Origin of the sequence: Mycobacterium sp. SMC-4 (genome assembly GCF_025263265.1) — a bacterium.
Taxonomy (GTDB): domain Bacteria; phylum Actinomycetota; class Actinomycetes; order Mycobacteriales; family Mycobacteriaceae; genus Mycobacterium.
In genome coordinates this window covers 615583-638673 of sequence record NZ_CP079869.1, presented here as the reverse complement: position 1 = coordinate 638673, position 23091 = coordinate 615583, and the positions used below count along the sequence as shown (strand labels likewise).

22 protein-coding genes are annotated in these 23091 nt (G+C 67.0%); 12 read left to right on the top strand and 10 right to left on the bottom strand.

From position 1 onward, the window contains the following. Positions 1-11 precede the first annotated feature (11 nt). The 9 genes from KXD98_RS03165 to KXD98_RS03125 form a co-directional block, all read right to left on the bottom strand. Complete coding sequence (locus tag KXD98_RS03165) at positions 12-1262, bottom strand: MlaD family protein (RefSeq protein ID WP_260761841.1); 1251 nt, start codon at positions 1260-1262, stop codon at positions 12-14. After that, a complete protein-coding gene (locus tag KXD98_RS03160; protein ID WP_260761840.1) occupies positions 1259-2602 on the bottom strand; it encodes an MCE family protein in 1344 nt (447 codons plus the stop codon). Before KXD98_RS03160 ends, KXD98_RS03165 begins: the two co-directional genes overlap by 4 nt. Beyond that, positions 2602-3720, bottom strand: a complete 1119-nt coding sequence (locus KXD98_RS03155; RefSeq protein WP_260761839.1) for an MCE family protein — start codon at positions 3718-3720, stop codon at positions 2602-2604. Before KXD98_RS03155 ends, KXD98_RS03160 begins: the two co-directional genes overlap by 1 nt. Then, positions 3720-4757, bottom strand: coding sequence for an MCE family protein (locus KXD98_RS03150; RefSeq protein ID WP_260761838.1), 1038 nt, complete (start codon positions 4755-4757; stop codon positions 3720-3722). Before KXD98_RS03150 ends, KXD98_RS03155 begins: the two co-directional genes overlap by 1 nt. After that, positions 4750-5805, bottom strand: coding sequence for an MCE family protein (locus KXD98_RS03145; RefSeq protein WP_260761837.1), 1056 nt, complete (start codon positions 5803-5805; stop codon positions 4750-4752). Before KXD98_RS03145 ends, KXD98_RS03150 begins: the two co-directional genes overlap by 8 nt. Continuing rightward, entirely contained in the window at positions 5802-7391 is a 1590-nt protein-coding gene (locus KXD98_RS03140; RefSeq protein WP_260761836.1) for an MlaD family protein, read from the bottom strand. The genes KXD98_RS03145 and KXD98_RS03140 overlap by 4 nt, the downstream gene beginning before the upstream one ends. Next, positions 7392-8249: an ABC transporter permease gene (locus KXD98_RS03135; protein WP_260764952.1), complete on the bottom strand. Its 858-nt coding sequence runs from the start codon at positions 8247-8249 to the stop codon at positions 7392-7394. A 3-nt stretch (positions 8250-8252) separates the two neighbouring features. Continuing rightward, positions 8253-9110 (bottom strand): ABC transporter permease, encoded by an 858-nt coding sequence (locus KXD98_RS03130; RefSeq protein WP_260761835.1) that lies wholly within the window; start codon positions 9108-9110, stop codon positions 8253-8255. A 256-nt stretch (positions 9111-9366) separates the two neighbouring features. Further along, entirely contained in the window at positions 9367-10590 is a 1224-nt protein-coding gene (locus KXD98_RS03125; RefSeq protein ID WP_260761834.1) for a TetR/AcrR family transcriptional regulator, read from the bottom strand. A 236-nt stretch (positions 10591-10826) separates the two neighbouring features. Here KXD98_RS03125 and KXD98_RS03120 point away from each other — a divergent pair, with 236 nt between their 5' ends. The 12 genes from KXD98_RS03120 to KXD98_RS03065 all read left to right on the top strand — a co-directional run bounded on the left by KXD98_RS03120 (position 10827) and on the right by KXD98_RS03065 (position 22421). Next, complete coding sequence (locus tag KXD98_RS03120; protein WP_260761833.1) at positions 10827-11120, top strand: hypothetical protein; 294 nt, start codon at positions 10827-10829, stop codon at positions 11118-11120. 76 nt (positions 11121-11196) lie between these two features. After that, positions 11197-12840 carry a fatty-acid--CoA ligase FadD8 gene (gene fadD8, locus KXD98_RS03115; protein ID WP_396882329.1) on the top strand — a complete coding sequence of 548 codons (1644 nt, stop codon included), beginning with the start codon at positions 11197-11199 and terminating at the stop codon, positions 12838-12840. A 161-nt stretch (positions 12841-13001) separates the two neighbouring features. Next, positions 13002-14255, top strand: a complete 1254-nt coding sequence (locus KXD98_RS03110) for a hypothetical protein (RefSeq protein WP_260761832.1) — start codon at positions 13002-13004, stop codon at positions 14253-14255. A gap of 17 nt (positions 14256-14272) precedes the next feature. Next, positions 14273-14974 (top strand): HAD family hydrolase, encoded by a 702-nt coding sequence (locus tag KXD98_RS03105; RefSeq protein ID WP_260761831.1) that lies wholly within the window; start codon positions 14273-14275, stop codon positions 14972-14974. 10 nt (positions 14975-14984) lie between these two features. Then, on the top strand, positions 14985-15437 hold the full coding sequence (locus KXD98_RS03100) for a nitroreductase family deazaflavin-dependent oxidoreductase (protein WP_260761830.1): 453 nt from the start codon (positions 14985-14987) through the stop codon (positions 15435-15437). Further along, a complete protein-coding gene (locus KXD98_RS03095) occupies positions 15434-16345 on the top strand; it encodes a 1,4-dihydroxy-2-naphthoyl-CoA synthase (protein WP_260761829.1) in 912 nt (303 codons plus the stop codon). The genes KXD98_RS03100 and KXD98_RS03095 overlap by 4 nt, the downstream gene beginning before the upstream one ends. 67 nt (positions 16346-16412) lie before the next feature. Then, positions 16413-17300 carry an SDR family oxidoreductase gene (locus KXD98_RS03090; protein WP_260761828.1) on the top strand — a complete coding sequence of 296 codons (888 nt, stop codon included), beginning with the start codon at positions 16413-16415 and terminating at the stop codon, positions 17298-17300. After that, complete coding sequence (locus KXD98_RS03085) at positions 17297-18835, top strand: long-chain-fatty-acid--CoA ligase (protein ID WP_260761827.1); 1539 nt, start codon at positions 17297-17299, stop codon at positions 18833-18835. Before KXD98_RS03090 ends, KXD98_RS03085 begins: the two co-directional genes overlap by 4 nt. Positions 18836-18854: 19 nt before the next feature. Beyond that, positions 18855-19238, top strand: coding sequence for a VOC family protein (locus KXD98_RS03080; RefSeq protein ID WP_260761826.1), 384 nt, complete (start codon positions 18855-18857; stop codon positions 19236-19238). 73 nt (positions 19239-19311) lie between these two features. Then, positions 19312-20421 carry an o-succinylbenzoate--CoA ligase gene (gene menE / locus KXD98_RS03075; RefSeq protein ID WP_260764950.1) on the top strand — a complete coding sequence of 370 codons (1110 nt, stop codon included), beginning with the start codon at positions 19312-19314 and terminating at the stop codon, positions 20419-20421. 8 nt (positions 20422-20429) lie between these two features. Continuing rightward, on the top strand, positions 20430-21044 hold the full coding sequence (locus KXD98_RS03070) for a pyridoxamine 5'-phosphate oxidase family protein (RefSeq protein WP_260761825.1): 615 nt from the start codon (positions 20430-20432) through the stop codon (positions 21042-21044). 24 nt (positions 21045-21068) lie between these two features. After that, positions 21069-22421 carry a hypothetical protein gene (locus KXD98_RS03065; protein ID WP_260761824.1) on the top strand — a complete coding sequence of 451 codons (1353 nt, stop codon included), beginning with the start codon at positions 21069-21071 and terminating at the stop codon, positions 22419-22421. Between the two features lie 35 nt (positions 22422-22456). Here KXD98_RS03065 and KXD98_RS03060 read toward each other — a convergent pair whose 3' ends face one another. Continuing rightward, positions 22457-23086 (bottom strand): class I SAM-dependent methyltransferase, encoded by a 630-nt coding sequence (locus KXD98_RS03060; protein WP_260761823.1) that lies wholly within the window; start codon positions 23084-23086, stop codon positions 22457-22459. Positions 23087-23091: the final 5 nt, after the last annotated feature.

Genomic DNA, 23091 nt, shown 5'->3' with positions numbered 1-23091 from the left:
GTCGAGGTCGGTCATCGGGGCGGTTCGATCGGCAGCGTCGGACCGCCGTACTCCGTCGGAAGGGTGTAGCGCCCCCTGGGCGTCGGATCTGCGGTGCGCCCCAGATCTGCTCCCGCCGGCGGGCCTGCCCCGTCGTCGCCGGCCGGACGCGGAGCGTTCTTGGCTCCGCGGACCAGCACTCCGGGGTGGTCGTCACGGCAGTAGGTGTAGAGGTAAGGCTCCGGGAAATCCGCCGCAGACGGAGGCATCCGGGGGGTTCCGTAGTCACAGGCGTAGCGCGGGTAGATGTCGGCGGTGGTCCATAACCCGTTGGTGTGCATCGCGCTGCCGATGGCGTCCAGAACCGATGTCCGATAATCCGGGAACAACGCGTTGAGCGCCGGGACCCGTAGGTACACCATCTGGGAGGTACTGGCCAGGTTTCCCAGCAACTGCACCATCGTGTCGGAGTTGTCGGTGAACAGGTTGTCCACCGAGGACAGCGTGCCGGGTGTCCGCTCGGTCAGGGTGCGGAAGCCTTCGCGCATTCTGCTCACCCCGGCAAGGGTCTCATCGAGGTTCGCCGAGGCGACCCCGATGCCCTCGTTCTTGTCGGCCGCGAGTGTGAGCACCACGCGGCTGGTGCGCAACATGCTGGTGGTCTCGGGCAGCACCGAGTCCAGCGTCGACAACAGGAACGTGCCACCGTCGATGATGTCGGCGAGCTTCTGCGGTCCGGCCGCACTCAAGCTGAGTTCGTGCTTGATCAGTTCGAGTTTGTCGGAGTCGACCTGCCGCAACGCTCCGTCGGCGTTGGCGAGCAGATCGGCCAGACTCACCGGGACGGTGGTGTCACGTTGTGCGACAACACTTCCCTCACCCAGATAAGGGCCTTCGTCGTTGTCGGCGACGAAGTCGAGGTACTGCTCACCGGCCGGGGACAGCCCGGAGACCCGGACCTGGCTGGACGCCGGGACCGCGACCGTCGAATCGACCCGGACCACGGCGTTCACCCCCGCGGGGGTGATGTCGAGCCGATCCACCCGGCCGATCGGTACTCCGCGCATCGTGACGTTCTGATTCGGCAGCAGCCCGGCGGACTCCGGCAGTGCCACCGTCACCTGATAGCTGGACGCGACCGGATTGACCTGCAGCGCACCGAGGAACAGGTATGCGGTCGCCACGACGAAGGTCAGCACCAACGCGCCGGCCGACAACCAGGCCCGGCGGCGGTGACCGGCCCGGACCACCCCGACCACACGGTCGGCGACGGCGCCGATCATTGCGGTGCCTCGGCAGGCAGCAGCGGCGCGGGGCCAGGGGCCGGGGCTGCGGGGACAGCCGGACCCGGTATCCCGGGCCCCGGAGGCGCCTGCGACGCGGGGGTCGGCGGCGGTACCCATATCGACGCCGGCGGCGCCTGCGGGCCCGGCGGCGGCTCCGCGGTGCCTGGCACGGTGACGATCTGCCCGGGCTCGGTCGGGCTGGGCAGGACCGGCAGCTGCGGTACCCCCGGCCCCTTGCCGACGATCCGCTCCTGTAACCGGAAAAGCGTGTACTGGATAGAGCCGACCAGCTGGTGCCAGTTGTAGCGCTTGGGTCCGTGCAGGCCGGGATCGCCGGTGAACCCGATGTCAGGGATCGACCCGAGGACCAACCGGTCGATGCTGGCGCGCACCGCAATGGCGTTACTGGTCGAGGACTTGATCAGCGGGGGCATCAGCCGGTTCAGCGAATACAGTGTCGCATCGGGTTCGAGCACCACGTCATTCCAGGCATCGGCGATCGTGTTGGCATCAGCGATGACGCTGCGACCACTGGTGTCGGTGCCGGCGATCGAAGGGAACTTGCGTAGCTGATCGGAGGTGTCACCGAGCTGGACCACCAGTTCGGCGATCTGATCGGTGTGCGCGGCCAGCGTGGTGGTGGCCGGCCCGGCCGCCTCCATCAGCTCACCGAGAGCATCGTTCTTGGCGTCGAGCTGGCCGACCAACCGCGACGTCTCGGTCATCGCTGTGGAGATCTGCTCGGAACGCGCATTGAGGGTTCCCAGCGTGTTGTTCGTCTTTCGGATCAGGTCGCCGAACGCCTGGCCCTGGTCACCGGTCGCCTTGCCCAGACCGTTGATGATGTTGGTGAAGTTGCGTACCGCTCCACCGTTGACCAGAATCGCCGCCGAACTGAGCACCGACTCCACAGTGGCTGCGGCCGCGGTGGATTCGATTCCGATGGTGTCGCCGTCTCCGAGCAGCGGTCCGCCGGCCGGCGCGTCGCTGGGCGGGCGGATCGAGACGAACACGTCGCCCAACGGGGTGGCGGAGCGCAACTCGGCAGTACTGCCCTGCGGCAGCTGCACGCCCTCCTGGATCCGCAGCGTTGTCACCGCCGTGTAGTTGCGGGCCACCATCGACTCCAGCTGGCCGATGTCGGCACCGCCGAGCCGGACCTTCGCCATCGCCGGCAGATTGAGCGCGTTGGAGAACACGGCGGTCAGCGTGTATCCCCCCGACCCCCCCGTCGGGGCCGGCAGCGGCAGACTCGCCAATCCTTCGGTGGCACAGCCCGACACCGGCAGTGCTGCGACCAACATGGTCGCCAAAATCGTTCTCGCCCGGCCCGCCATCACTTCTGCCCCATCGCCGCGAGTCCATCGAGGACATAGCTCAACCCGAAGTCCGGACCGAAGTCCTGCAGAGTCCCAGTGCTACAACCGAGCTGACGCAGGCCCATCATGTTGCACATCTCTTTGACGGTCTGGGTGTCGAACAGCACCTTGTCGATGAGCAGATGGACCCGTACCGAACCGTTGGTCCGGTCAATCGCGTTGTAGATGTTGTCCAGCGTCAGCGGAGCCACGTCGAGGAACTCGGCGAGGTCGCGCTGATGGTCCACCGCGGTCGTCAGCGCAGTATCGCCGCTGGCGACGATGTCTTTGACCGCGTCCCGGTGGGTGTCGAGCACCTCGCCCAACTGATCGATCACGTCGTTGATCTTCCGGCCGGTGCTGCCGGTCCCGAAGTTCTCATCGGCGAGCACCTGGCTCAGCTGCCGGATGCTGGAACCGAACTCACGCAGCGTGGCGTCGTTGTCGGCTGCCGCTTCGAACAACGTGCTGACGTTACGGATGATCGCGGTCAGCTGATCGCGGGTGACCGCACCGCGATTGGAGCTGAGCCGCAGCGCATTCGACAGTTCACCGAGAGCGTCCTTCATCTGCTGACCGTTGCCGTCGACGATGGCAGCACTGGCATCGACCACATCGCCGATCGGTCCGTTGCCCTTACCGTCTCCACGCAGCGAAGTGGACAGCTTGTCGAGCACGTCGAGAACCTGCGCGAACTCCACCGGGGTCCGGGTGCGATGCAGCCCGATCGTATCGTTGTTCTGCAGCGTCGGCCCGTCCCCCCGATAGGGCGGCGTCAGCTCGATCTGCCGGTCGGTCAGGATCGAGTTCGATATGGTCACCGCCTGCGCATCGGCCGGCACCGGGACGTCGCCGTCGACGGTGAATTCGACCTCGACATATCCACCCTTGGGCACGATCTTGGTGACCTTGCCCACCGGCATCCCCAGCACCGCAACCGTGTTGCCTTCGTAAAGCCCGGCCGCACTGTCGAACTGCGCGGTGACCGAGATGGTATTGAGCCGGTCTGATGCGTAGGAGATCCCCACCGCGGCGATCACGACGACGATGACACCGATGACGGCGATCAGCGTCATGACTTTCGTCCGCGCGCTCATCACTTGCAGTTCTTCAGGTACTGGATCATCTCGAACTGTTTGGCACGACCACTGATCGCGCACATCCACGAATCGATGAGCAGCCCATTGGCGACGTTGAAGTCGACCGCATTCCCGCTGCCGGTGGCATTGGCCAGACCGCGCAGCGCGACCGGGGCCGTCTGCAGGATGCTGCGGACCAGATCGTCGTGCTGGCCGAGCATGCCGGACAGCTCGCGGACGTCGACCAATAGCGCTTCCAGCTCGGCACGGTCGTCGATGACGAGATCACTGAGCATCTGGACGAGGTTGGTGATCGCGTCCATCATCGCGTGAAACGAGGCGCGGCGGACGACGAACTCGCCGACCAGATCGTTGCCCTGCCGCACCATGCTGGCGATATTGGCTTGTTGACGTCGCAGCGTGGTGCTGACCACCTCGGTGGTCTCCAACAACGCGCCGAGTTGGTCGCGGCGATCGGCGATGATCGTCGAGAGGGTATGGGTGTTCTGCATCGCCTGCGGCACGATCGCCGGCAGGCCCTGCAGCTGCTGCCCCAAGACGCTCAGCGACTCGGCAAACTTGTCGGAGTCGACTTGTTCGTAGGTGGTGGCGACATCGGTCAGAGCTTCCTGTAGGTCGTATGGAACCTCGGTGTGCGCCAGGTCGAACCGGGCGTCGGGCAGCGATCCCTCGCCGGCGGGCTGCAGCGCGAGGTACCGCGAACCCAGAATGGTGGTGACCTTGATGATCGCCCGCGAATCTTGGCCGAGTGCAACGTCATTGCGCACCGTGAAGCGCGCCTCGACATGATCGCCGGCCAGTTTCATCGACGTCACCTCGCCGACCGGGATACCGGCGACGGTGACCGGGTTGCCCGGCTGTAGCGCCGCGGCCTGCAGGAACTGCGCGGTGAAATGTCGGTAGCCGACATCGGCCGCCCTGACCAGCAGCAGCGCCGCGACCAGCACAGCCACCACCGCGACCGCGATGATCCCGAGCCCGAGCTTGCTGCGCTCCTCCAGCGGTCGCCGGCGAACCCTCTGAGTTTCAGCCATTGGCCATGTTCCTGCACTTGGGGGTGTATCTGGCTTTGTTGCCCGGTGTCGCGGCGTCCACGATGATCGGCGTGACGTCGTTGAGGCCGGGGAAGAAACCGGTGGCATTGAGATCACACCCGTAGGCGTTGGCGTACGCCCCGTCACCGGTGATCCGGGCAAATCCCTTGAGCAACAGCGGCAAATTGCCGCCGGTGAATGCCAGCTGCGGTTCGATGCTCACCAGGTGCTGAGCGAAACCCGGCTCGCGTTGCACCAGTTCGTTCAGTGACGGGTACACCTCATCGGTGATCTCCGAGAGCTGGGTCATCACCCTCGCCAGCGATCCGGTCGAGGCCACCAGCGCGGGACGCTGTCGATCGAAGGTCGACACCACCGACTGCACCTCGGTCACGACCTGGTCGAGACTGTCGTTGTGCTGAGCCAGGTTGGCCATCACGGTGTTCAGATCGGTGATCACCGCACCGAGTTCCTCGTCGCGACCGGCGAACGATTCGGTCAACTCAGACGTCTGGTTGACCAAGGCGAAGATCGCGGATTCGTCACCCTGCAGCGACTCGATGACACCCCGGGTGAGATTGTCGGCATCGCGCGGATTGAGCAAACTGAACAACGGTTCATAGCCGTTGAGCAGCGTCGTCACGTCGAAGGACGGGTCGGAGCGTTCGAGCGGGATCACACTGTCGGGCGGCAGCGGTCCCGGATCGCCGGTTCGTCCTAGCGACAGGCCGAGATAGCGTTGCCCGACGATGTTCTGGTAGGTCACCGACGCCACCGTGGTACCGAGCACCTGCTGGTCGCTCTGCACGACGAACGAGACCTTCGCCAGATCGCCCTGCAGCTCGATCTTTTCGACACGACCGACCCGTACACCGGCCATCCGCACATCGTCACCCTCGCGAAGGCCGAACACGTCGGTGAACATCGCCGCGTACGGCACTGTGGGTCCCGCGACGTCACGGCGCAGGGTGACATAGACCAACCACGTCAACGTCATCGCCACGGCCATGAAGAGCGACAGCCCCACCAGCGCACCGCGGTAATTCATCGGGTCTCCTCGCTGTTCTCCGAGATCGACACCGTGGTGCCGCGCGCCACCGGGCCGAGCAACAGCTGAGTCGCCACGGTGGCCGGCCGTCCGGTGACGACGCCGAGCAGGTCACGTTCTTGGTTACTGCCCACAGGTCCCACATTGCCGCCGAAGGACGCCGGTGCGGCCGGTGGACCCGGCGCCGGCGGCCGGGGCGGCATGTGCGGGGGCCGCGGCGCCACCGGTGCCAGCGGCGACAACGGCACCGGCGGCTGTGGCGTCGGAACCAGGTCCGGGTTGGCGGTGCCAGGCACCGGTGCCGACGGGCTCATCCACGGCGGCAGCGCCGGGTTCGGATCGGCCAGGTTCGGATACGGGTTCACCAGCGGCGGTCCGACGGCGATCAGGTTGCCGTTCGGTCCGATCTCGGTGCCCGCCGGTGGTGCCAGATCCGGTGGCGGCTGGTAATTCTGCGGCAACAGCTGATCGGGCAACGACGCGCGCGTCGGGACCAGCGGCGCGGTGAAGCAACTCGGCCCCTTCAGCCCGGCGTACTGCGGGCAATCGGCCCTGGTGTAGCTGTAGCTCGGGGTGAACGACAGATTCACCCGCATGTTGCCGATGTCCTGCTCGTGAATCCACACCTCGTCGAAGAACTTGTCCGACAGGCCGTTGAGCTTCACGAAAGCGGGCAACCAGTGGTGCGAGGTGTTGGCCAGCGAACCGATCACCGGGGTCAGCTCGGTGGTGATCTGTACCAGGCGGTCGGTGTGGTTGTGCAGCGCCGTGTGGGTGGTCCCCACCGTGTGGATGCCCCCGTTGACCAGCGAGGTCAACTGAGCGTCCTGTTCGACCAGCGTGCGCATCGGCTGGACTGCCTGGTGCAGCGCGTCGACGAGATCGGGTGCGGTCTGTGCCAGACCGCGAGTCGCCTCGACCAGTGCCGACACCGTGGTCGGACCCGGTTCGGTGGCGATGATCTGGTCGAGTTCGTCGACCATCCGATTCAACTGCGCACCACTGGTCAACAATTCGGTACGACGGCCCTGGGTGGCTGCGTTGACCGCAGCAAGAATGCCGATCGTGTGGTCCTCACGGCCTCGGCCGGTCGCGGCGAGGATGTCGCGCAACTTGCTGATCGTGGTCTGAAACAGCACGGTCGGAAGCTCGGTGTCCTCCGGGATGACCGCACCGGCCTCGATCGGCGCGCCGGCGCTCGTGCCGCCGGGGTCCACGAGTTGCACCGAGGACACCGCGAAGACGTTGCTGGGCACCACCCGTGCGGTCACCCCGGCCGGGATCGAGCCGGCGTATTCGCGTTTGAGATCGATGTGGACGAAGTTGGGGTCGCCGTGCGCTGCCGGGGTGACGCCGGTGACCGCACCGACGAGCACACCGTGATACTTCACGTCGGAGCGCTGCGGCAGACCGTCACCGACGTTGACCATCGCGGCCATCACCCGGATCACCGGCTCCAGGCGTCCGGTCGACTTGACCAACAGTGTTGCGGTGACCAACGCGACGACGACCAGCAGAGCCAGACCGCTGCCCAGAAGCTGCCGGTCGGTGGGACCGCGCCCGTCCATTTCAAAGGAGTTCGCCATTCAGCCCCCGAACCTCGCCCCGGCGTCCACCGACCACAGCGCCATGGTGAGCAGCATGTTCACCATGATCACGACGGTGATACTGGCGCGCATGGCGTGCCCGGCGGCGACCCCGACCCCGACCGGTCCGCCGCTGGCGTAGAACCCGTAGTAGCACTGGACCGTCGACGCGATCCAGACGAAGATGACGGTCTTGATCACCGAATAAACGATGTCCTGGCCGGACAACATCAGCGTGAAATAGTGCAGGTAGGACCCGGTCGAGCCGCCGCTGATGATCTGGACGACGATCTGGGTGGTCAGGTAGCTCACGGCCAGGCAGGCGACGTAGAGCGGGATGACCGCGATCACCGAGGCCATCAATCGCGTCGTCACCAGGTACGGAATAGGCCGGATACCAAGGGATTCCAGCGCATCGATCTCCTCGGCGATGCGCATCGAGCCCAGCTGCGCGGTGAACCGGCACCCCGCCTGGGTGGCGAAGGCCAGCGACGCCGCGATCGGCGCCAGCTCTCTGGTGTTGACCAGCGACGAGATGATCCCCGTCGCCGGTCCCAGCCCGAGAAGGTCGAGAAAGTTGTAGCCCTCGATCCCGACCAGCGCGCCGACGGTGATGCCGAGCACGACAGCGACCCCGGCGGTTCCACCGCCGACAACCAACGAGCCGTTGCCCCAAGCGATGTCGGAGAGCAGCCGGACGAACTCTTTGCGGTAGTGCCGGAACGCCACCGGAATCCCGGCGAGGGCACGGACGAAGAACACCAGCATGTGCCCGAGCCGGATGATCGGTGCCGTCGTCGCGCGGTACGCGCGCCGCACCCCGCCGAGCACGGCCGGGGAGAATGTCGAGGCCGCGATGGTTTACAGGCCGACCCGGGGGAACATCATGATGTAGAGCTGGCTGATCCCGACGTTGACCACCATGAGCACCAGAATGGACTCCACGACAGCCGCGTTGACCGAGTTCGCCACTCCGGTCGGCCCGCCTTGGGTGGACAGACCTTTCTGGCAGGCCACCACGGCCACGATCGCGCCGAAGATCACCGCCTTGACCAGTGCGACGACCATGTCGCCGGTCGTGGTGAAGGAGGCGAAGGTGGCCACGAAGCTGCCCGGCGCACCGTTCTGGAAGTACACGTTGAACAGATAGCTGGCCAAGAAGCCCACGAAGCACACCACACCGGTCAGCGCCACGCCGATCATGATCGCGGCAGCGAAGCGCGGCACCACCAACCGCCGGATCACCGAGACGCCCATGACTTCCATCGCGTCGGTCTCCTCGCGCATCTTGCGGGAGCCCAGGTCTGCAGTGATCGCTGACCCGACGGCGGCGGCCATCAGGATCGCGGCCACCAGTGACGCGGCCTGACGGATCACCGCCAACCCGCTGGCCGCCCCGGCCAACGACGTCGCACCGACCTGCCCGGCCAGCAGCGCGAACTGGATCGACAACGTCACCCCGATCGGCAACGCCACCAACACCGTTGGCAGTACAGAGGTGCCTGCCATGAACGCGCCCTGCCGGATGAACTCCTGCCATTGGAATCGTCCGGTGAACAGATCGATGAAGAAGTACTGCAGCGTGCGCACGCCCAGGACGAACTGATCTCCGACGGTACCCAGCGACGCCATCGGATGGCGGCGCACATAACCGCCGGCCCAGTCCCCGATGGCATGTACGGAGTCATCCTGACGGACCGGTTGATCTCTCATAGTCATACCTGAAATCCACTCCGCCACAGCGCATCCCGACACCAGCGCGATGAGGCGCCGTCGCGCCTGCGGTCAGCCCAGGCGCATGACTGGCTCGTTCCACGCCTTCCGATTTCGGCCACCGTCCGCTGACGCAACTCAGTCCTCGATGGTCGACATACCGTATGACCGTCTCGCGGATTGCGTCAAGGTTTCGCGAATCTTTCATTAACTTATTAGGTACCGGCCGGTGACCGTGTTGCGATTGACGCACTCGTAGATTTCAGTGCGGATCGGAAACGGGTTCTTCGAGCAGAAGCTTGCGCATGAACGCGGTGATGATCGACCGGGCCGAGTCGGTGTCGACATCGGCCATCATCGGTCCGATGTCGACGACGAGTCCGAACGCTGCCTGCACAGCGAATCTGGACTCAACCTCGGACCGGTCCGGGCACGCCGCGACCACCTGACGCGCCCACGCCTCCACGGTGGCGCGTTGGATGTTGTGCAACGTGGCGCGGTCTTCGGGCGGGACGTTGATCCGCTCCGCGTAATACACATAGGCCAGCTCGGGCACGGCGAGAAAGCGCCACACGTAGGCGGCGATCAGCCGCTCGATCGCCGCGCGGGCATCTGGTGCGGTGGCCAGAATGGTGCTCGCGTCCCCGGAGACCCGGTCGGCGGCGCGCCGGTAGATGGCGGTCAGGAGCGCGCTTTTGCCGCTGAAGAAGCGGTAGATGCTCGACGCCGGCAGACCGATCGCCGAGGCGATGTCGTCCATTCCGGTCTCACGGTATCCGTGCTCGTGGAACAGCCGCAGCGCCGCGGCAAGGGTCAACTCGTACTCGCCGGCCGCGTCGAGTGGGCGGCCGCGGGGCTCTCTGCGCTCGTCATCGGCGGCCCACGGCGGTAGGTGAACATCACGCAGTCGGCGCGCCAGGTCGGCCAGCAACCGACGAATTTCGTCGGCCGGAAGCTTGGTCCGGTGGTCTGTGATGCTCGCGATCACACTGAGCACCGACGCTGAGAGCACCCACCGCTGCCGACTGCCCAGTTCGGGGTGCAACTGCGCCAGCGGCCGCTGCAGGCGGCGGTTGACCATCTTGAGTTGCTCGTTGATCACGGCCTGGTCGGGCTCCCGAAGATAGCGGGCCTCCCACCGGTACAGCCCCCCGCTGGCACGATTCTTGATCGAGGTGTCGATCAGCGCACCGACGATCCGCTCCCAGAGTTGCGCGGGCTGGGAGTCAGAGTCGGCGTCGACGAACGCAGTGGCGGCGACCTGCTGCTCACCCAGCCCCAGGACCGCCGCGCGGAACAAGTCGTACTTGCCCGAATAATGCCGATACAGCGATGCGGCCGTAACGCCCACGCGCGAGGCGATGTCCTCCATACTTACTGCGTGGTAACCAAGCTCGCTGAACGCTTCCGCCGACGCTCGAGCGATCTGTTGTTTGCGGTCTTTGGGGCGTCTGCGGTCGGCGCGGACGACCGCAGTCGATGCCATGTCGCCACCCTAACGCGCCGAAAACCGTCGCGAGAAGAGTCCACATTTTTCCCGAACCGCCATTTACTTATTGGTGCTCTCGGATAGCCTTGGCGCCGCCGCACGAATCAGCGTCTCGGTACTGCGGCAACCTCACGCGCAGCCAACGCGCGCGGCACCCAGGAGATCTCGCACATGGCGTTGAACTGTTTTCGGCCGCGGACCGGACCGCTCGGCGAGCGCGTCGGCTGAGCCCCGTGGCCGAAGACAACGAGGAACGGCGCTGGCGGCGATTCCTGCGCTCCTATCGAACCGGTGGCAGCGCAGCGACTTTCGTGGACCGGGCGCTGTTGGTCGCGCTGCTCTACACCGTGGCGGGCGTGATCTACACCGCTGCGAACATCCCGTTGCTGGGCAGGCTGGAGTCGCTGTTCAACCCGCAGTTCACCGTCTTCGCCGACCTGATCGCCGTGGCCGCTTCTGTTGCATTGTGGCCGATCCTGCTGGCCAGCGCACTGCTGTGCGATACCGCCGGATGCGGGGTGCTGTGAGCCGACTGGGCGCGAGTTGACGGCAATTCCGCCCGGACCCTTCTGCTGGAATTGGAACACGTTCTAGTCTGTAGCCATGACTCTTGTCGATGCCTCCTCGCCCGAGCGCTCGTCGGACCCGATGCTCCGCCACTTCCTGCACTCCGGACACCTCACCGTCGGCGCGTTGAAGCGACACAAGGACCGGCCGGTGCTGTTCCTCGGCGACACCACGATGACCGGTGGTGAGCTCGCCGACCGCATCAGCCAGTACATTCAGGCGTTCGAGGCGCTCGGCGCCGGGACCGGGGCAGCCGTCGGCCTGCTGTCGCTGAACCGGCCCGAGGTGCTGATGATCATCGGCGCCGGACAGACCCAGGGTTACCGGCGCACCGCTCTGCATCCGCTCGGCTCCCTGGACGACCACGCCTACGTGCTGTCCGATGCCGAGGTGACGTCGCTGATCATCGACCCCAACCCGATGTTCGTCGAGCGTGCGCTGGGGTTGGTGGCCAAGGTGCCGTCGCTCAAGCAGGTACTGACCATCGGGCCGGTGCCCCCCGAGCTCGCCGACAGTGACGTCACCGCCGTCGACCTGACCGCCGAGGCCGCCAAGTACCCGGCCAAGCAGCTGGTCGCCGCGGACCTGCCCGCCGACCACGTCGGCGGTCTGACCTACACCGGCGGCACCACCGGCAAGCCCAAGGGCGTCATCGGCACCACGCAGTCGATCACCACGATGACCACGGTGCAGCTCGCCGAGTGGGAGTGGCCGGAGAACCCACGCTTCCTGATGTGCACGCCGCTCTCGCACGCCGGAGCAGCCTTCTTCACTCCGGTGATCGTCAAGGGCGGCGAACTGCGGGTCATGACGAAGTTCGACCCGGCCGAGGTGCTGAAGGTCATTGAGGAACAGAAAATCACCGCGACGATGCTGGTGCCCTCGATGATCTACGCGCTGATGGATCATCCGGATTCCCACACCCGCGATCTGTCATCGCTGGAGACCGTCTACTACGGCGCCTCGGCGATGAACCCGGTGCGCCTGGCGGAGGCGATCCGCCGTTTCGGCCCGATCTTCGCGCAGTACTACGGCCAGTCCGAGGCGCCGATGGTGATCACTTACCTGTCCAAGAAGGACCACGACGAGAAGCGGCTGACGTCGTGCGGCCGCCCGACGCTGTTTGCCCGGGTCGCGCTGCTGGATCCCGACGGCAACCCGGTGCCGCAGGGCGAAGTGGGTGAGATCTGTGTGTCGGGCCCACTGCTGTCGGGCGGATACTGGAACCTGCCCGAAGCCACCGCCGAGACCTTCCGGGACGGCTGGATGCACACCGGCGACCTGGCCCGTGAAGACGAAGACGGCTTCTACTACATCGTCGACCGCACCAAGGACATGATCGTCACCGGCGGGTTCAACGTCTTCCCCCGCGAAGTCGAAGATGTTGTGGCCGAACACCCTTCGGTGGCCCAAGTGTGTGTCATCGGCACCCCCGACGAGAAGTGGGGTGAGGCGGTGACCGCCGTGGTGGTGCTGCGGCCCGACGCCGAGCGCTCCGAGGAAGCCGTGGCCACCATGATCACCGAGATCCAGGCCTCGGTGAAGGATCGCAAGGGTTCGGTGCACGTGCCCAAGCAGGTCGTCGTCACCGACTCGGTGCCGATCACCGCGCTGGGCAAGCCGGACAAGAAGGCGGTGCGGGCACAGTTCTGGGAGGGCTCGGGGCGTTCCGTCGGCTGAGCCGGGCTGAGCCGGGCTGAGCCCGGGCCGCCCAATGTTCGGTTTATGACGGCGCTACCCGGCGGACGCGTCAGAATGCGTACACTCGGCGCCGGTGTCGGCCGGGCGCCGACAGGCGGGGCGCAACCGCTAGGTGTGGCCGTTCCGGGCACAATCACCGAATGCGGACCTACCCGGGTGATCATCTCGGCCTTGACTTCCCCGCCGATGCCGTCTCCCTGGACGAGACCGGGCCTGAGTTCCTCACCGCGGCGTTTCGCCGCGCAGGTGTCTTGGACGACGACGCCGCGGTCATCGCCCTCGACAGCCTGACCGAGTTCGGTGGCGGCAGCACCGGTCGCAAGGCACTGCTCACGGTCTCCTATCGGGGTGCGCACCGTCTGCCGCGGGAGCTGTTCGTCAAGTTCTCCCGCGACTTCGACGACCCGGCACGCGACCTGGGCCGCACTCAGATGGCGTTGGAGGTCCGTTTCGCGTTGCTGACGCGCGCGGCCCGGTTCCCGATCGCCGTACCGCGCTGCCTGTTCGCCGACTACCACGCGGAATCCGGTACCGGGATCCTGATCACCGATCGGATTGCGTTCGGCAGTAACGGGATCGAACAGCAGCATGCCAAGTGCGCCGACTACGCCATGCCGGAACCACTGCAGCACTACGAGGCACTGCTGGGCGCGCTGGGCCGGCTCGCCGGCAGCGACAAGGCGGGACTGCTGGGCGCGGGCTCGGCCTTCAGCGTCGACATACGCCGGCTCTCCGTCGGCGACCGGAGGCTCTACTCCGCCGATCAATTGCACCGGCGCGTCGACCTGCTGGGTGAACTCGCCGCCCGCCGGCCGGGCCTTCTACCGGCCGATATCGTTGCACCACAGTTTATTTCGTGCCTGCACCACGATGTGGAGATCATCGCACGCCGTGTCGACGCGCTGTGGGACAGGTTGGCCGCCGACACCGACCATGTCGCGCTGTGCCACTGGAACGCCAACGTCGACAACGCCTGGTTCTGGCGCGCGGGAGACCAGCTCCAATGCGGTTTGCTCGACTGGGGATGTGTGGGGCGGATGAACCTCGCGATGGCCATCTGGGGTGCGCTGTGCAGCGCCGAAACCAGCATGTGGGACAAGCACTTCGAACATCTGCTGCGACACTTCGCCGACGAGTACGCCGCCGCGGGCGGCCCGCGACTCGACACGTCCGCGGTGCACGACCACGTGCTGGCCTACGTCGCGATCATGGGGACGACCTGGCTACTCGACGTGCCCGGCTTTCTGCTCAACGCGCTGCCCGAACCCGTCACCGACCGCTTCGACCCGGCAATCACCGAATCTGAACAGATCCGCAGCCGGCTGTTGATGATGACGAACTTCCTGAACCTGTGGGCGAAGTCCGATGCCAGCGCAGTACTCGACGAGGGGTAACTGGCACCATAGGTGGCGTGGATGACGTGCAGGCGGTGCTGTTCGACTTTTCCGGGACGTTGTTCCGATTGGAGGAGGACACGAGCTGGTTCACCGGCATGACCCTCGACTCCGAGGAAGACCGCGAGATCGATGGCCACGTCCAGGCCGAACTGATGCGCCGGCTGACCGCCCCGACCGGCCGATCGGTGGCGATGACACCCGCAGCGCTGCAAGCGTGGGTGAACCGGGATCTCGCTCCGCACCTGCACAGGGAGGCCTACCTGCATGTGCTGGCCCAGTCAGGACTGGCCCGTCATCATGCCGAAGCGCTCTACTCCAAGGTGATCGACCCCGCCTGCTGGTCGTCCTACCCCGACACCGCTGCGGTGCTCGACGGGCTGCACCGCCGTGACATCAAGACCGCCGTGGTGTCCAACATCGCGTTCGACATCCGGCCGGCCTTCCAGGCTCTGGGGATTGCCGAGGCCGTCGACGAATTTGTGCTGTCGTTTGAAGTGGGCGCAGTCAAACCCGACCCGGCGATCTTCCAGACCGCACTGGACCGGCTCGGCGTGCCGGCGCGGCACGCCCTGATGGTCGGCGACAGCGATGAGGCCGACGGCGGCGCACGAGCGGTGGGATGCCGGTTCGCACTCGTCGACCCGCTGCCCACCACGCAGCGCTCGGACGGACTACGTGCCGCGCTCAGCGCCCACGGCCTAGATCTGCCAGCGTAACTTCGACGGTATGGCAAGCGATCGCATTCGGCCGCCGTGGTGGCTCAAGTACGTCAACAAGGCGATGATCCTGCTCAACCGGACCGGCCTGCTCACCGACGGGCCGGTCGTCCTGACCGTCACAGGCCGCAAATCCGGGCAACCGCGGTCCACGCCGATCACCCCGTTCGAGGTCGACGGCCACCGCTACGTCGTGGGTGGTCTGCCCGGCTCGGACTGGGTGCGTAATGCACAGGCCAACCCCGATGCCGAGCTGAGATCGGGTAAACGGCGCGAACACGTCCGGCTTGTCGAGCTGCCCGTCGAGCAGGCCCGACCGCTGCTACGGCAGTTCCCGGTGCTGGTGCCCACCGGCGTGAGCTTCATGAAGAACGCCGGGTTGGTCACCGGCCCTCATCCCGATGAGTTCGAAACGCTGGCCGGGCGCTGCCCGGTGTTCCGCTTCGATACCGTGACCTCGTGACCGAGGCTGCGAGCAACCCGTTCGACCCGAGCCGGTGGGAGCCGGTGTCCGGCTTCGATGACCTGACCGACATCACCTATCACCGCGCCGTCGACCAGCCGACGGTGCGTGTCGCGTTCGACCGGCCCGAGGTGCGCAACGCGTTTCGCCCGCACACCGTCGACGAGCTCTACCGCGTGCTCGACCACGCGCGGATGTCCTCCGATGTCGGGGTCATTCTGCTGACCGGCAATGGACCGTCACCCAAGGACGGTGGCTGGGCATTCTGCTCCGGCGGCGACCAGCGCATCCGGGGACGCTCGGGCTACCAGTACGCGTCGGGTGAGACCGCCGAGACCGTGGACCCCGCGCGCGCCGGGCGGCTGCACATCCTGGAGGTGCAGCGCCTGATCCGGTTCATGCCCAAGCCGGTGATCTGCCTGGTCAACGGATGGGCCGCGGGCGGCGGGCACTCGCTGCACGTGGTGTGCGATCTGACGCTGGCCAGCCGCGAGCACGCCCGCTTCAAACAGACTGACGCCGATGTCGGCTCGTTCGACGGCGGCTACGGCTCGGCCTACCTGGCGCGCCAGGCCGGGCAGAAGTTCGCCCGCGAGATCTTCTTCCTGGGTCGCGCCTACACAGCCGAGCAGATGCACGCGATGGGCGCGGTCAACGAGGTGGTCGAGCACGCTGATCTGGAGAACGTTGCGCTGCAGTGGGCTTGGGAGATCAACGGCAAATCTCCGCAGGCCATCCGGATGCTCAAGTACGCATTCAACCTGCTCGACGACGGCCTGGTCGGACAGCAACTGTTCGCTGGGGAAGCCACCCGGCTGGCGTACATGACCGACGAGGCCGTCGAGGGCCGCGACGCGTTCCTGGAGAAGCGCGACCCGGACTGGTCACCGTTTCCCCGCTACTTCTGATGCGATTTCGGCGCGTTTTGCGACACCTGGCGTCGTTTTCCGCGCCGAAATCACGAGAGGACGAGACGTGAGCAGGAACCCGCTGCGGCGGCTGGCCGACCAGATGCTGTTGACCAGCATGCGGCCCCCGCTACTGCCCACACTGCTGCAGTACCGACCCGCCCACCAGGCCGTCGACCTCGCCGGCAAGCGGATCCTGCTGACCGGCGCATCGTCGGGTATCGGTGAAGCGGCGGCTGCGAAACTGGCCAGGCGCGGGGCGACTGTCGTCGTCGTGGCGCGCCGCCGAGAACTGCTCGACGCGCTCGTCGCGGGTATCACCGACGCCGGCGGTACCGCCCACGCCCGCCCCTGCGACCTGTCCGACCTCGACGCCATAGATCGTCTCGTCGCGACCGTCGAGGAGGAGTTCGGCGGCGTCGACATCCTGATCAACAACGCCGGTCGCTCGATCCGCCGGCCGCTGACCGAATCGCTGGAACGCTGGCATGACGTCGAACGCACCATGACGCTGAACTACTACGGCCCGCTGCGGCTGATCCGCGGACTGGCCCCCGGCATGCTCGACCGGGGAGACGGCCACATCATCAACGTGTCCACCTGGGGAGTCAAGACCGAATCGCCGCCGCTGTTCGGTGTGTACAACGCGTCCAAGGCGGCCCTGTCCTCGATCAGTCGGATCATCGAGACCGAATGGGCCGATCGGGGTGTGCACGCCACGACGCTGTACTACCCCCTGGTCAAAACGCCGATGATCGCGCCGACCCGGGCCTATGACGGGTTGCCCGGGCTGTCGGCCGACGAAGCGGCCGGCTGGATGGTCACCGCCGCGCGGCATCGGCCCGTCCACATCGCCCCGCGCATCGCCGTCACCGCCCACGCAATCAACAGCATCGCCCCGGCCGCCGTCGACTCCATCATGAAGCGCCAGCGGGTGCAGCCGAAAGACCGATGATCCAGACCGTCGCCGACATCATCCGGGTCCACGGCCGCCGGCGACCCGAGGCGCCGGCGCTGATCGTCGACGACCAGGTCATCACGTTCGGTGACCTCGACACCCGCTCCAGCCGCGCCGCGCAGGCCTTCGCCGCGGCCGGCATCGGTCCCGGTGACCGGGTCGCGTTCGTCGAGAAGAACGGCGCCGAGTTCTTCGACGTCGTGTTCGGTCTGGCCAAGCTCGGCGCTGTCGGCGTGCCGGTGAACTGGCGGTTGGCCGCACCGGAGATTCGCCACATCCTGCGCGACAGTGGCGCGGTGGCGGTCGTTGTCGGCGCCGACTTCTTCGACCATCTCGAGGCCATCGAAGACGACATCGAAGCCACCGTGCTGGCCCTAGGTGCCCACCCCCGCTGGCCCGACTTCACCAAATGGGTGGCCGGTCATCCCGCGGTCGACCCCGGCGTGCGCACCGCCGCCGACGATCTGGTGTTCCTGATGTACACCTCCGGAACCACCGGGCGCCCCAAGGGCGTGATGCTCAGCAACGCCAACTATGTCTGCAAGACCGGCGGTGTCGCGGCGGGGCCATGGCAGCTGAGCTCCGACGCGATCAGCCTGGCGGTGATGCCGCTGTTCCATATGGCCGGGTCCGGGTGGGTGTTCGCCGGGCTGTGGGAAGGCGCGGCCACGGTGGTGTTGCGCGACGTCGTGCCCGCGCAGATCCTCGATGCGGTCGTGCGCCACCGCGTCACCAACATGCTGCTGGTTCCGTCGGTCATCGCGTCACTGCTGGATACCCCTGGTGTCCGCAGCGCCGACTTCTCGGCGCTGCGGGTGATCGTCTACGGCGCGTCCCCGATCAGCGACGACGTGCTGCTGCGCGGTATCGACCGGTTCGGCGGCATCTTCGCGCAGGTGTACGGGATGACCGAGACGACCGGCTCGATCACCCAACTCGACGGCGCCGAACACCTGCCGCCGCTGCTGCGGTCGTGCGGCCGGCCCTATCCGTGGGTCGAGGTGCGAGTCGCCGACGCCGACGGCGCCGACGTACCGCTCGGTTCGGTGGGCGAGGTGTGGACCCGCTCGGCGCAGAACATGCTGGGCTATTGGAACGACCCCGACGCCACCGCGGCCACACTGACCGCCGACGGTTGGCTGCGCACCGGAGACGCCGGCTACCTCGACGCCGACGGCTACCTGTACCTGCACGACCGGGTCAAGGACATGATCGTCTCCGGCGGCGAGAACGTGTACCCCGCCGAGGTCGAAAACGTGCTGATGACCCATCCGAAGGTCGCCGACGCGGCCGTGATCGGGGTTCCCGACCAGCGCTGGGGTGAAGCCGTCAAAGCCGTGGTCGTGCCGGTGGCCGACACCGCACTGGACGGACCCGAGCTCATCGAATTCGCCCGCGCGCGGCTGGGCGGCTTCAAGTTGCCCAAGAGCGTTGACTTCGTCGACGCGCTGCCCCGCACACCCAGCGGAAAGGTCCTCAAACGCGCACTGCGCGAACCCTATTGGGCCGACACCGACCGTCATATCGGTTGACAGTGGTAGACACGACGTCATGGAGATCCTCGCCAGCCGGGTGCTGTTCCGACCGAAGGACTATCAACGCTCGGTGTCCTTCTACCGCGACCAGCTCGGCTTGGCCGTGGCCCGTGAGTACGCAGGCGGCACGGTGTTCTATGCCGGACAGTCGCTGATCGAACTGGCCGGCCACGGTGGTCCCGACACCGCAGCCCCGCCGTTCCCCGGTGCGCTGTGGCTTCAGGTGCGCGACCTTCACGCCACCCAGGACGAGTTGCGGGTCCGCGGGATCGCGATCGCGCGCGAAGCGCGGAAAGAACCGTGGGGTCTGCACGAAATGCATGTGACCGATCCCGACGGGGTGAACCTGATCTTCGTCGAAGTTCCCGACGACCATCCGCTGCGTCGCGACACCCGCTAGCCGAGGACACGCCATCGCCACCCTGCACCCTGTCGAGATCGGCTCCGGGCCGGCCGCGCTCTCGGCGTTGCCGATCGTGCACGATGTCGTGGCCGGGCGAGTCTGTGCACTACCGGTGCCGGCTGCCGATCGCGCACAAATCTCCGCTCTGACAACGGCATTGCGGGCCGGCGAGCCGATCGACGACGGCGTCGCGGCGGTGTTGTCGACGTCGGGGACCACCGGTACCCCCAAAGGTGCGCTGCTGCCCGCCACGGCACTGATGGCCAGTGCACAGGCCACCCACGACCGGCTGGGCGGTCCCGGGCAATGGCTGCTGGCGCTGCCGGCCTACCACGTTGCCGGCTTTCAGGTGTTGGTGCGCAGTGTGATTGCCGGCGTCGACCCGGTGGCACTGCATCCCGGATTCGATCCGGCCGAGTTGGTGACCGCGGTGGACGCGATGGGCAACAGGCGCCGGTATGCATCGCTGGTTGCCGCGCAATTGGACAAAGCACTGCGCGAGCCCGCTGCAGCAGAGGCCCTGTCCGGATTCGATGCCGTGCTTGTCGGAGGTGGGCCGATGCCGCCCGGTCTCTCCGAGAGGGCCTCGGCTGCAAGAGTTTCCGTGGTACGCACGTACGGCATGAGCGAGACCGCCGGTGGCTGTGTGTACGACGGCGTCCCGCTGGCCGGGGTCAGCGTGAAAGTTGCTGATAACGGTCTGATTTCGCTGGGCGGCCCCACCATCGCCCTGGGTTACCGCAACCCCGTCCTACCGGACCCGTTCGCCGAGACCGGCTGGTTTCGCACCGGCGACGTCGGCACCATCGACCAAGCGCGGGTCCTGCGGGTGCTGGGACGCGCCGACGACGGCATCAGCACCGGCGGACTGACCGTGCTGCCCGATCTGGTCGAAGCGGTGTTGCTGGGCCATCCCGCGGTGGCCGAGTGCGCGGTCTTCGGTGTCGCCGACCCACGCCTGGGCCAGCGCGTGGTCGCTGCGCTGGTCCTGCGGCCCGGAGCCGCGGTGACGCTGGACGACGTACGCGCGCACGTGGCAGGACAGCTGCCGGCCACGGCGGCACCGCGCGAGGTGCACGTCGTCGACGAGTTGCCGCGCCGCGGCATCGGAAAGGTGGACCGCAGGGCGCTGACGCGCACGTTCGGGGACGTGCCCGATCCCGGCGCTTCGACGGCATGATGGCACCCATGAGCCGAGAAGTGACCACCGCCGAGGAGTTACGGGAGATCGTGGGTCATCCGAACCAACTGGTGGCCGACAAGGTCAAGGAGCGACTGGGGCCGGCCCATCAGCTGTGGCTGGCCCACTCGCCGCTGGGTTTTGTGGCGACCACCGACGCCGCCGGCCGGGTCGACGTGTCACCGAAGGGAGACCCCGCAGGCTTCGTCCACGTCATCGACGAGAAGACGATCGCGATCCCCGAACGCCCCGGCAACCGCCGCGTCGACGGCTATCTCAACGTGTTGCAGCGCCCGCGGGTGGGCACGTTGTTCGTCATTCCGGGCCGCGGCGACACCCTGCGCATCAACGGCAGCGCCCGCGTCCTGGCCGACGCCGACTACTTCGATGCAATGACCGTGCGGGGCAAGCGTCCGATCCTGGCGCTCGAGGTCGGCGTCGAAGAAGTGTTCTTCCATTGCTCCAAGGCGTTCTTGCGCTCCGACGCGTGGCAGCCTGACAGCTGGGATCCAGCGGCGGTGCCCAGCGCCGCGCAACTGGTCAAGATGATGATCGACGGGGTCGACGTCGATGAGCTCGCCAAGTATCTGGACGAGGCGAACATGCGCACGATGCTGTACTGAGCCGCGAACTCCTAGGGTGGGATAGTGCCCATCGGTCGTAGAGAAGCGCTGGCGGTCGGCCTGGGCGTCATCCTGGTGGTCGCGGCATTCGTCGTCCCGCGCCTGGACCTGGCCGTCACGCCGCTGATCAACGCCGACGAGGAACGCTTCGAGGCCTTCGCCGGCGCGGCGCCCATCTTCGGCTGGTGGGAAACCCACATCGGCTGGGGCACCGGCCCCGCGATCCTGATCGCACTGGCCGCTGTGGTGTGGGGTCACCAGGTCGCCCGCCGGCTGCCTTGGCGGGTGCTGCTGCTCGTGACGTGGGCGACGTCGGCGACCTGGGCGTTCTCGCTGGCGATGATCGACGGCTGGCAGCGGGGTTTCGCCGGCCGGCTCACCGCCCGCCACGAGTATCTGCGCCAGGTGCCGACCGTCGACGACGTCGGTGAAGCGGTTCGGACGTTCGCCGGCCGGATCCTCGACTACCAGCCCGACTCATGGATCACTCACGTCTCCGGCCACCCGCCCGGTGCGCTGCTGACGTTCGTCTGGCTGGACCGGATCGGTCTCGGCGGCGGCGCCTGGGCGGGAATGCTGTGCCTGCTGGTCGGCTCGAGTGCGGCGGCGGCGATCATCGTCGCGGTGCGGGCACTGGCCGATGAGGATTGCGCCCGGATGGCCGCCCCCTTCGTCGCGGTCGCGCCGACCGCCATCTGGGTGGCGGTGTCCGCCGACGGCTACTTCGCGGGCGTGGCGGCCTGGGGCATTGCGCTGCTCGCCCTTGCCGTCTCGGGGCACGCCCGGCTGCCGATGGTGGCCGCAGCCGGCGCCGGACTCCTGCTGGGCTGGTCCATCTTCCTCAGCTACGGCCTGGGTCTGATGGCCCTTCCGGCGGTTGCGGTACTGCTGTGCGCTGCGAACTGGCGTGCCGCGCTGCGGGCGTTGGTCCCGGCCGCACTGGCCGCCGTGGTGGTGGTTGCCGTGTTCGCTGTGGCCGGGTTCTGGTGGTTCGACGGCTATCACCTGGTGCAAGAACGGTACTGGCAGGGCATTGCCAGTGACCGGCCGTTCTCGTACTGGGTGTGGGGGAACCTCGCGGCGACAGTGATCGCGATCGGATTGGGCAGTGTCGCCGGCATCGCGCGGGTGTTCGACGTCGATGCATTGCGCCGCCGTGCGGGACTACATCTGCTGGTGCTCGGCGCGCTGGCCGCCGTGCTGGCCGCCAATTTGAGCATGTTGAGCAAAGCCGAGGTGGAACGGATCTGGCTGCCCTTCACCGTGTGGCTGACCGCCGCCGCGGCGCTGCTGCCGCCGCGGTCGCAGCGCTGGTGGCTGGCCGTCAACGCGCTGGGAGCGTTGGTGCTCAACCACGTCATCTTCACCAATTGGTAAGGCCGCGCTCTGGGTTCCGGCTCGCGATCTGCAGGTCAGCGGATCGCCAGAGTAGCCAGAACCCGGCTGCGCACCGGGTGCAGGCCCGTCAACACCAGCCCGACCTCGTCGGCCAGCTCTGCGGCCGAGTCCACACCCACCGATGCCCAGCGAAACCACGGGCCGATCGTGTTCGACGACTCCAATCGAACCATCCCGGTGCGCACGCCGCTGATCGTCGGATCGAACTCGGCGACACATCGGCCGCCGTGTGAGAGCAGCTCACCAACCCGTCGCAGCAGTCGGCGCGGATCACCACCGAGTCCGATGTTGCCGTCGGCCAGCAATGCGGTGCGCCAACGACCGGTTCCCGGTAAAGCGTCGAAGAGGTCGCGACACAGCGCCTGGGCCCCGGTGCTCCTGGCCAGCTGCACAGCCGCCATGGACTGGTCGATGCCGAGGGCCGGGATTCCGCGCCGAATCAGGTCGACGACCAGGCGGCCCGGCCCGCAGCCCAGATCGATGGTCGGACCGTCGCAGAGGTCGACGATCGCCCGGTCGAACTGCTCGTCGGCGTGCCGGCCACCGAGCCAGGTGCGCACCGGGAGGTTTCTGATCTCACCGTCGTCGCGTCGGATCCAGCAGCGCTCACCGTCGAGCGCGCGGTCGTAGAGGTTTCCCATCATCGCCG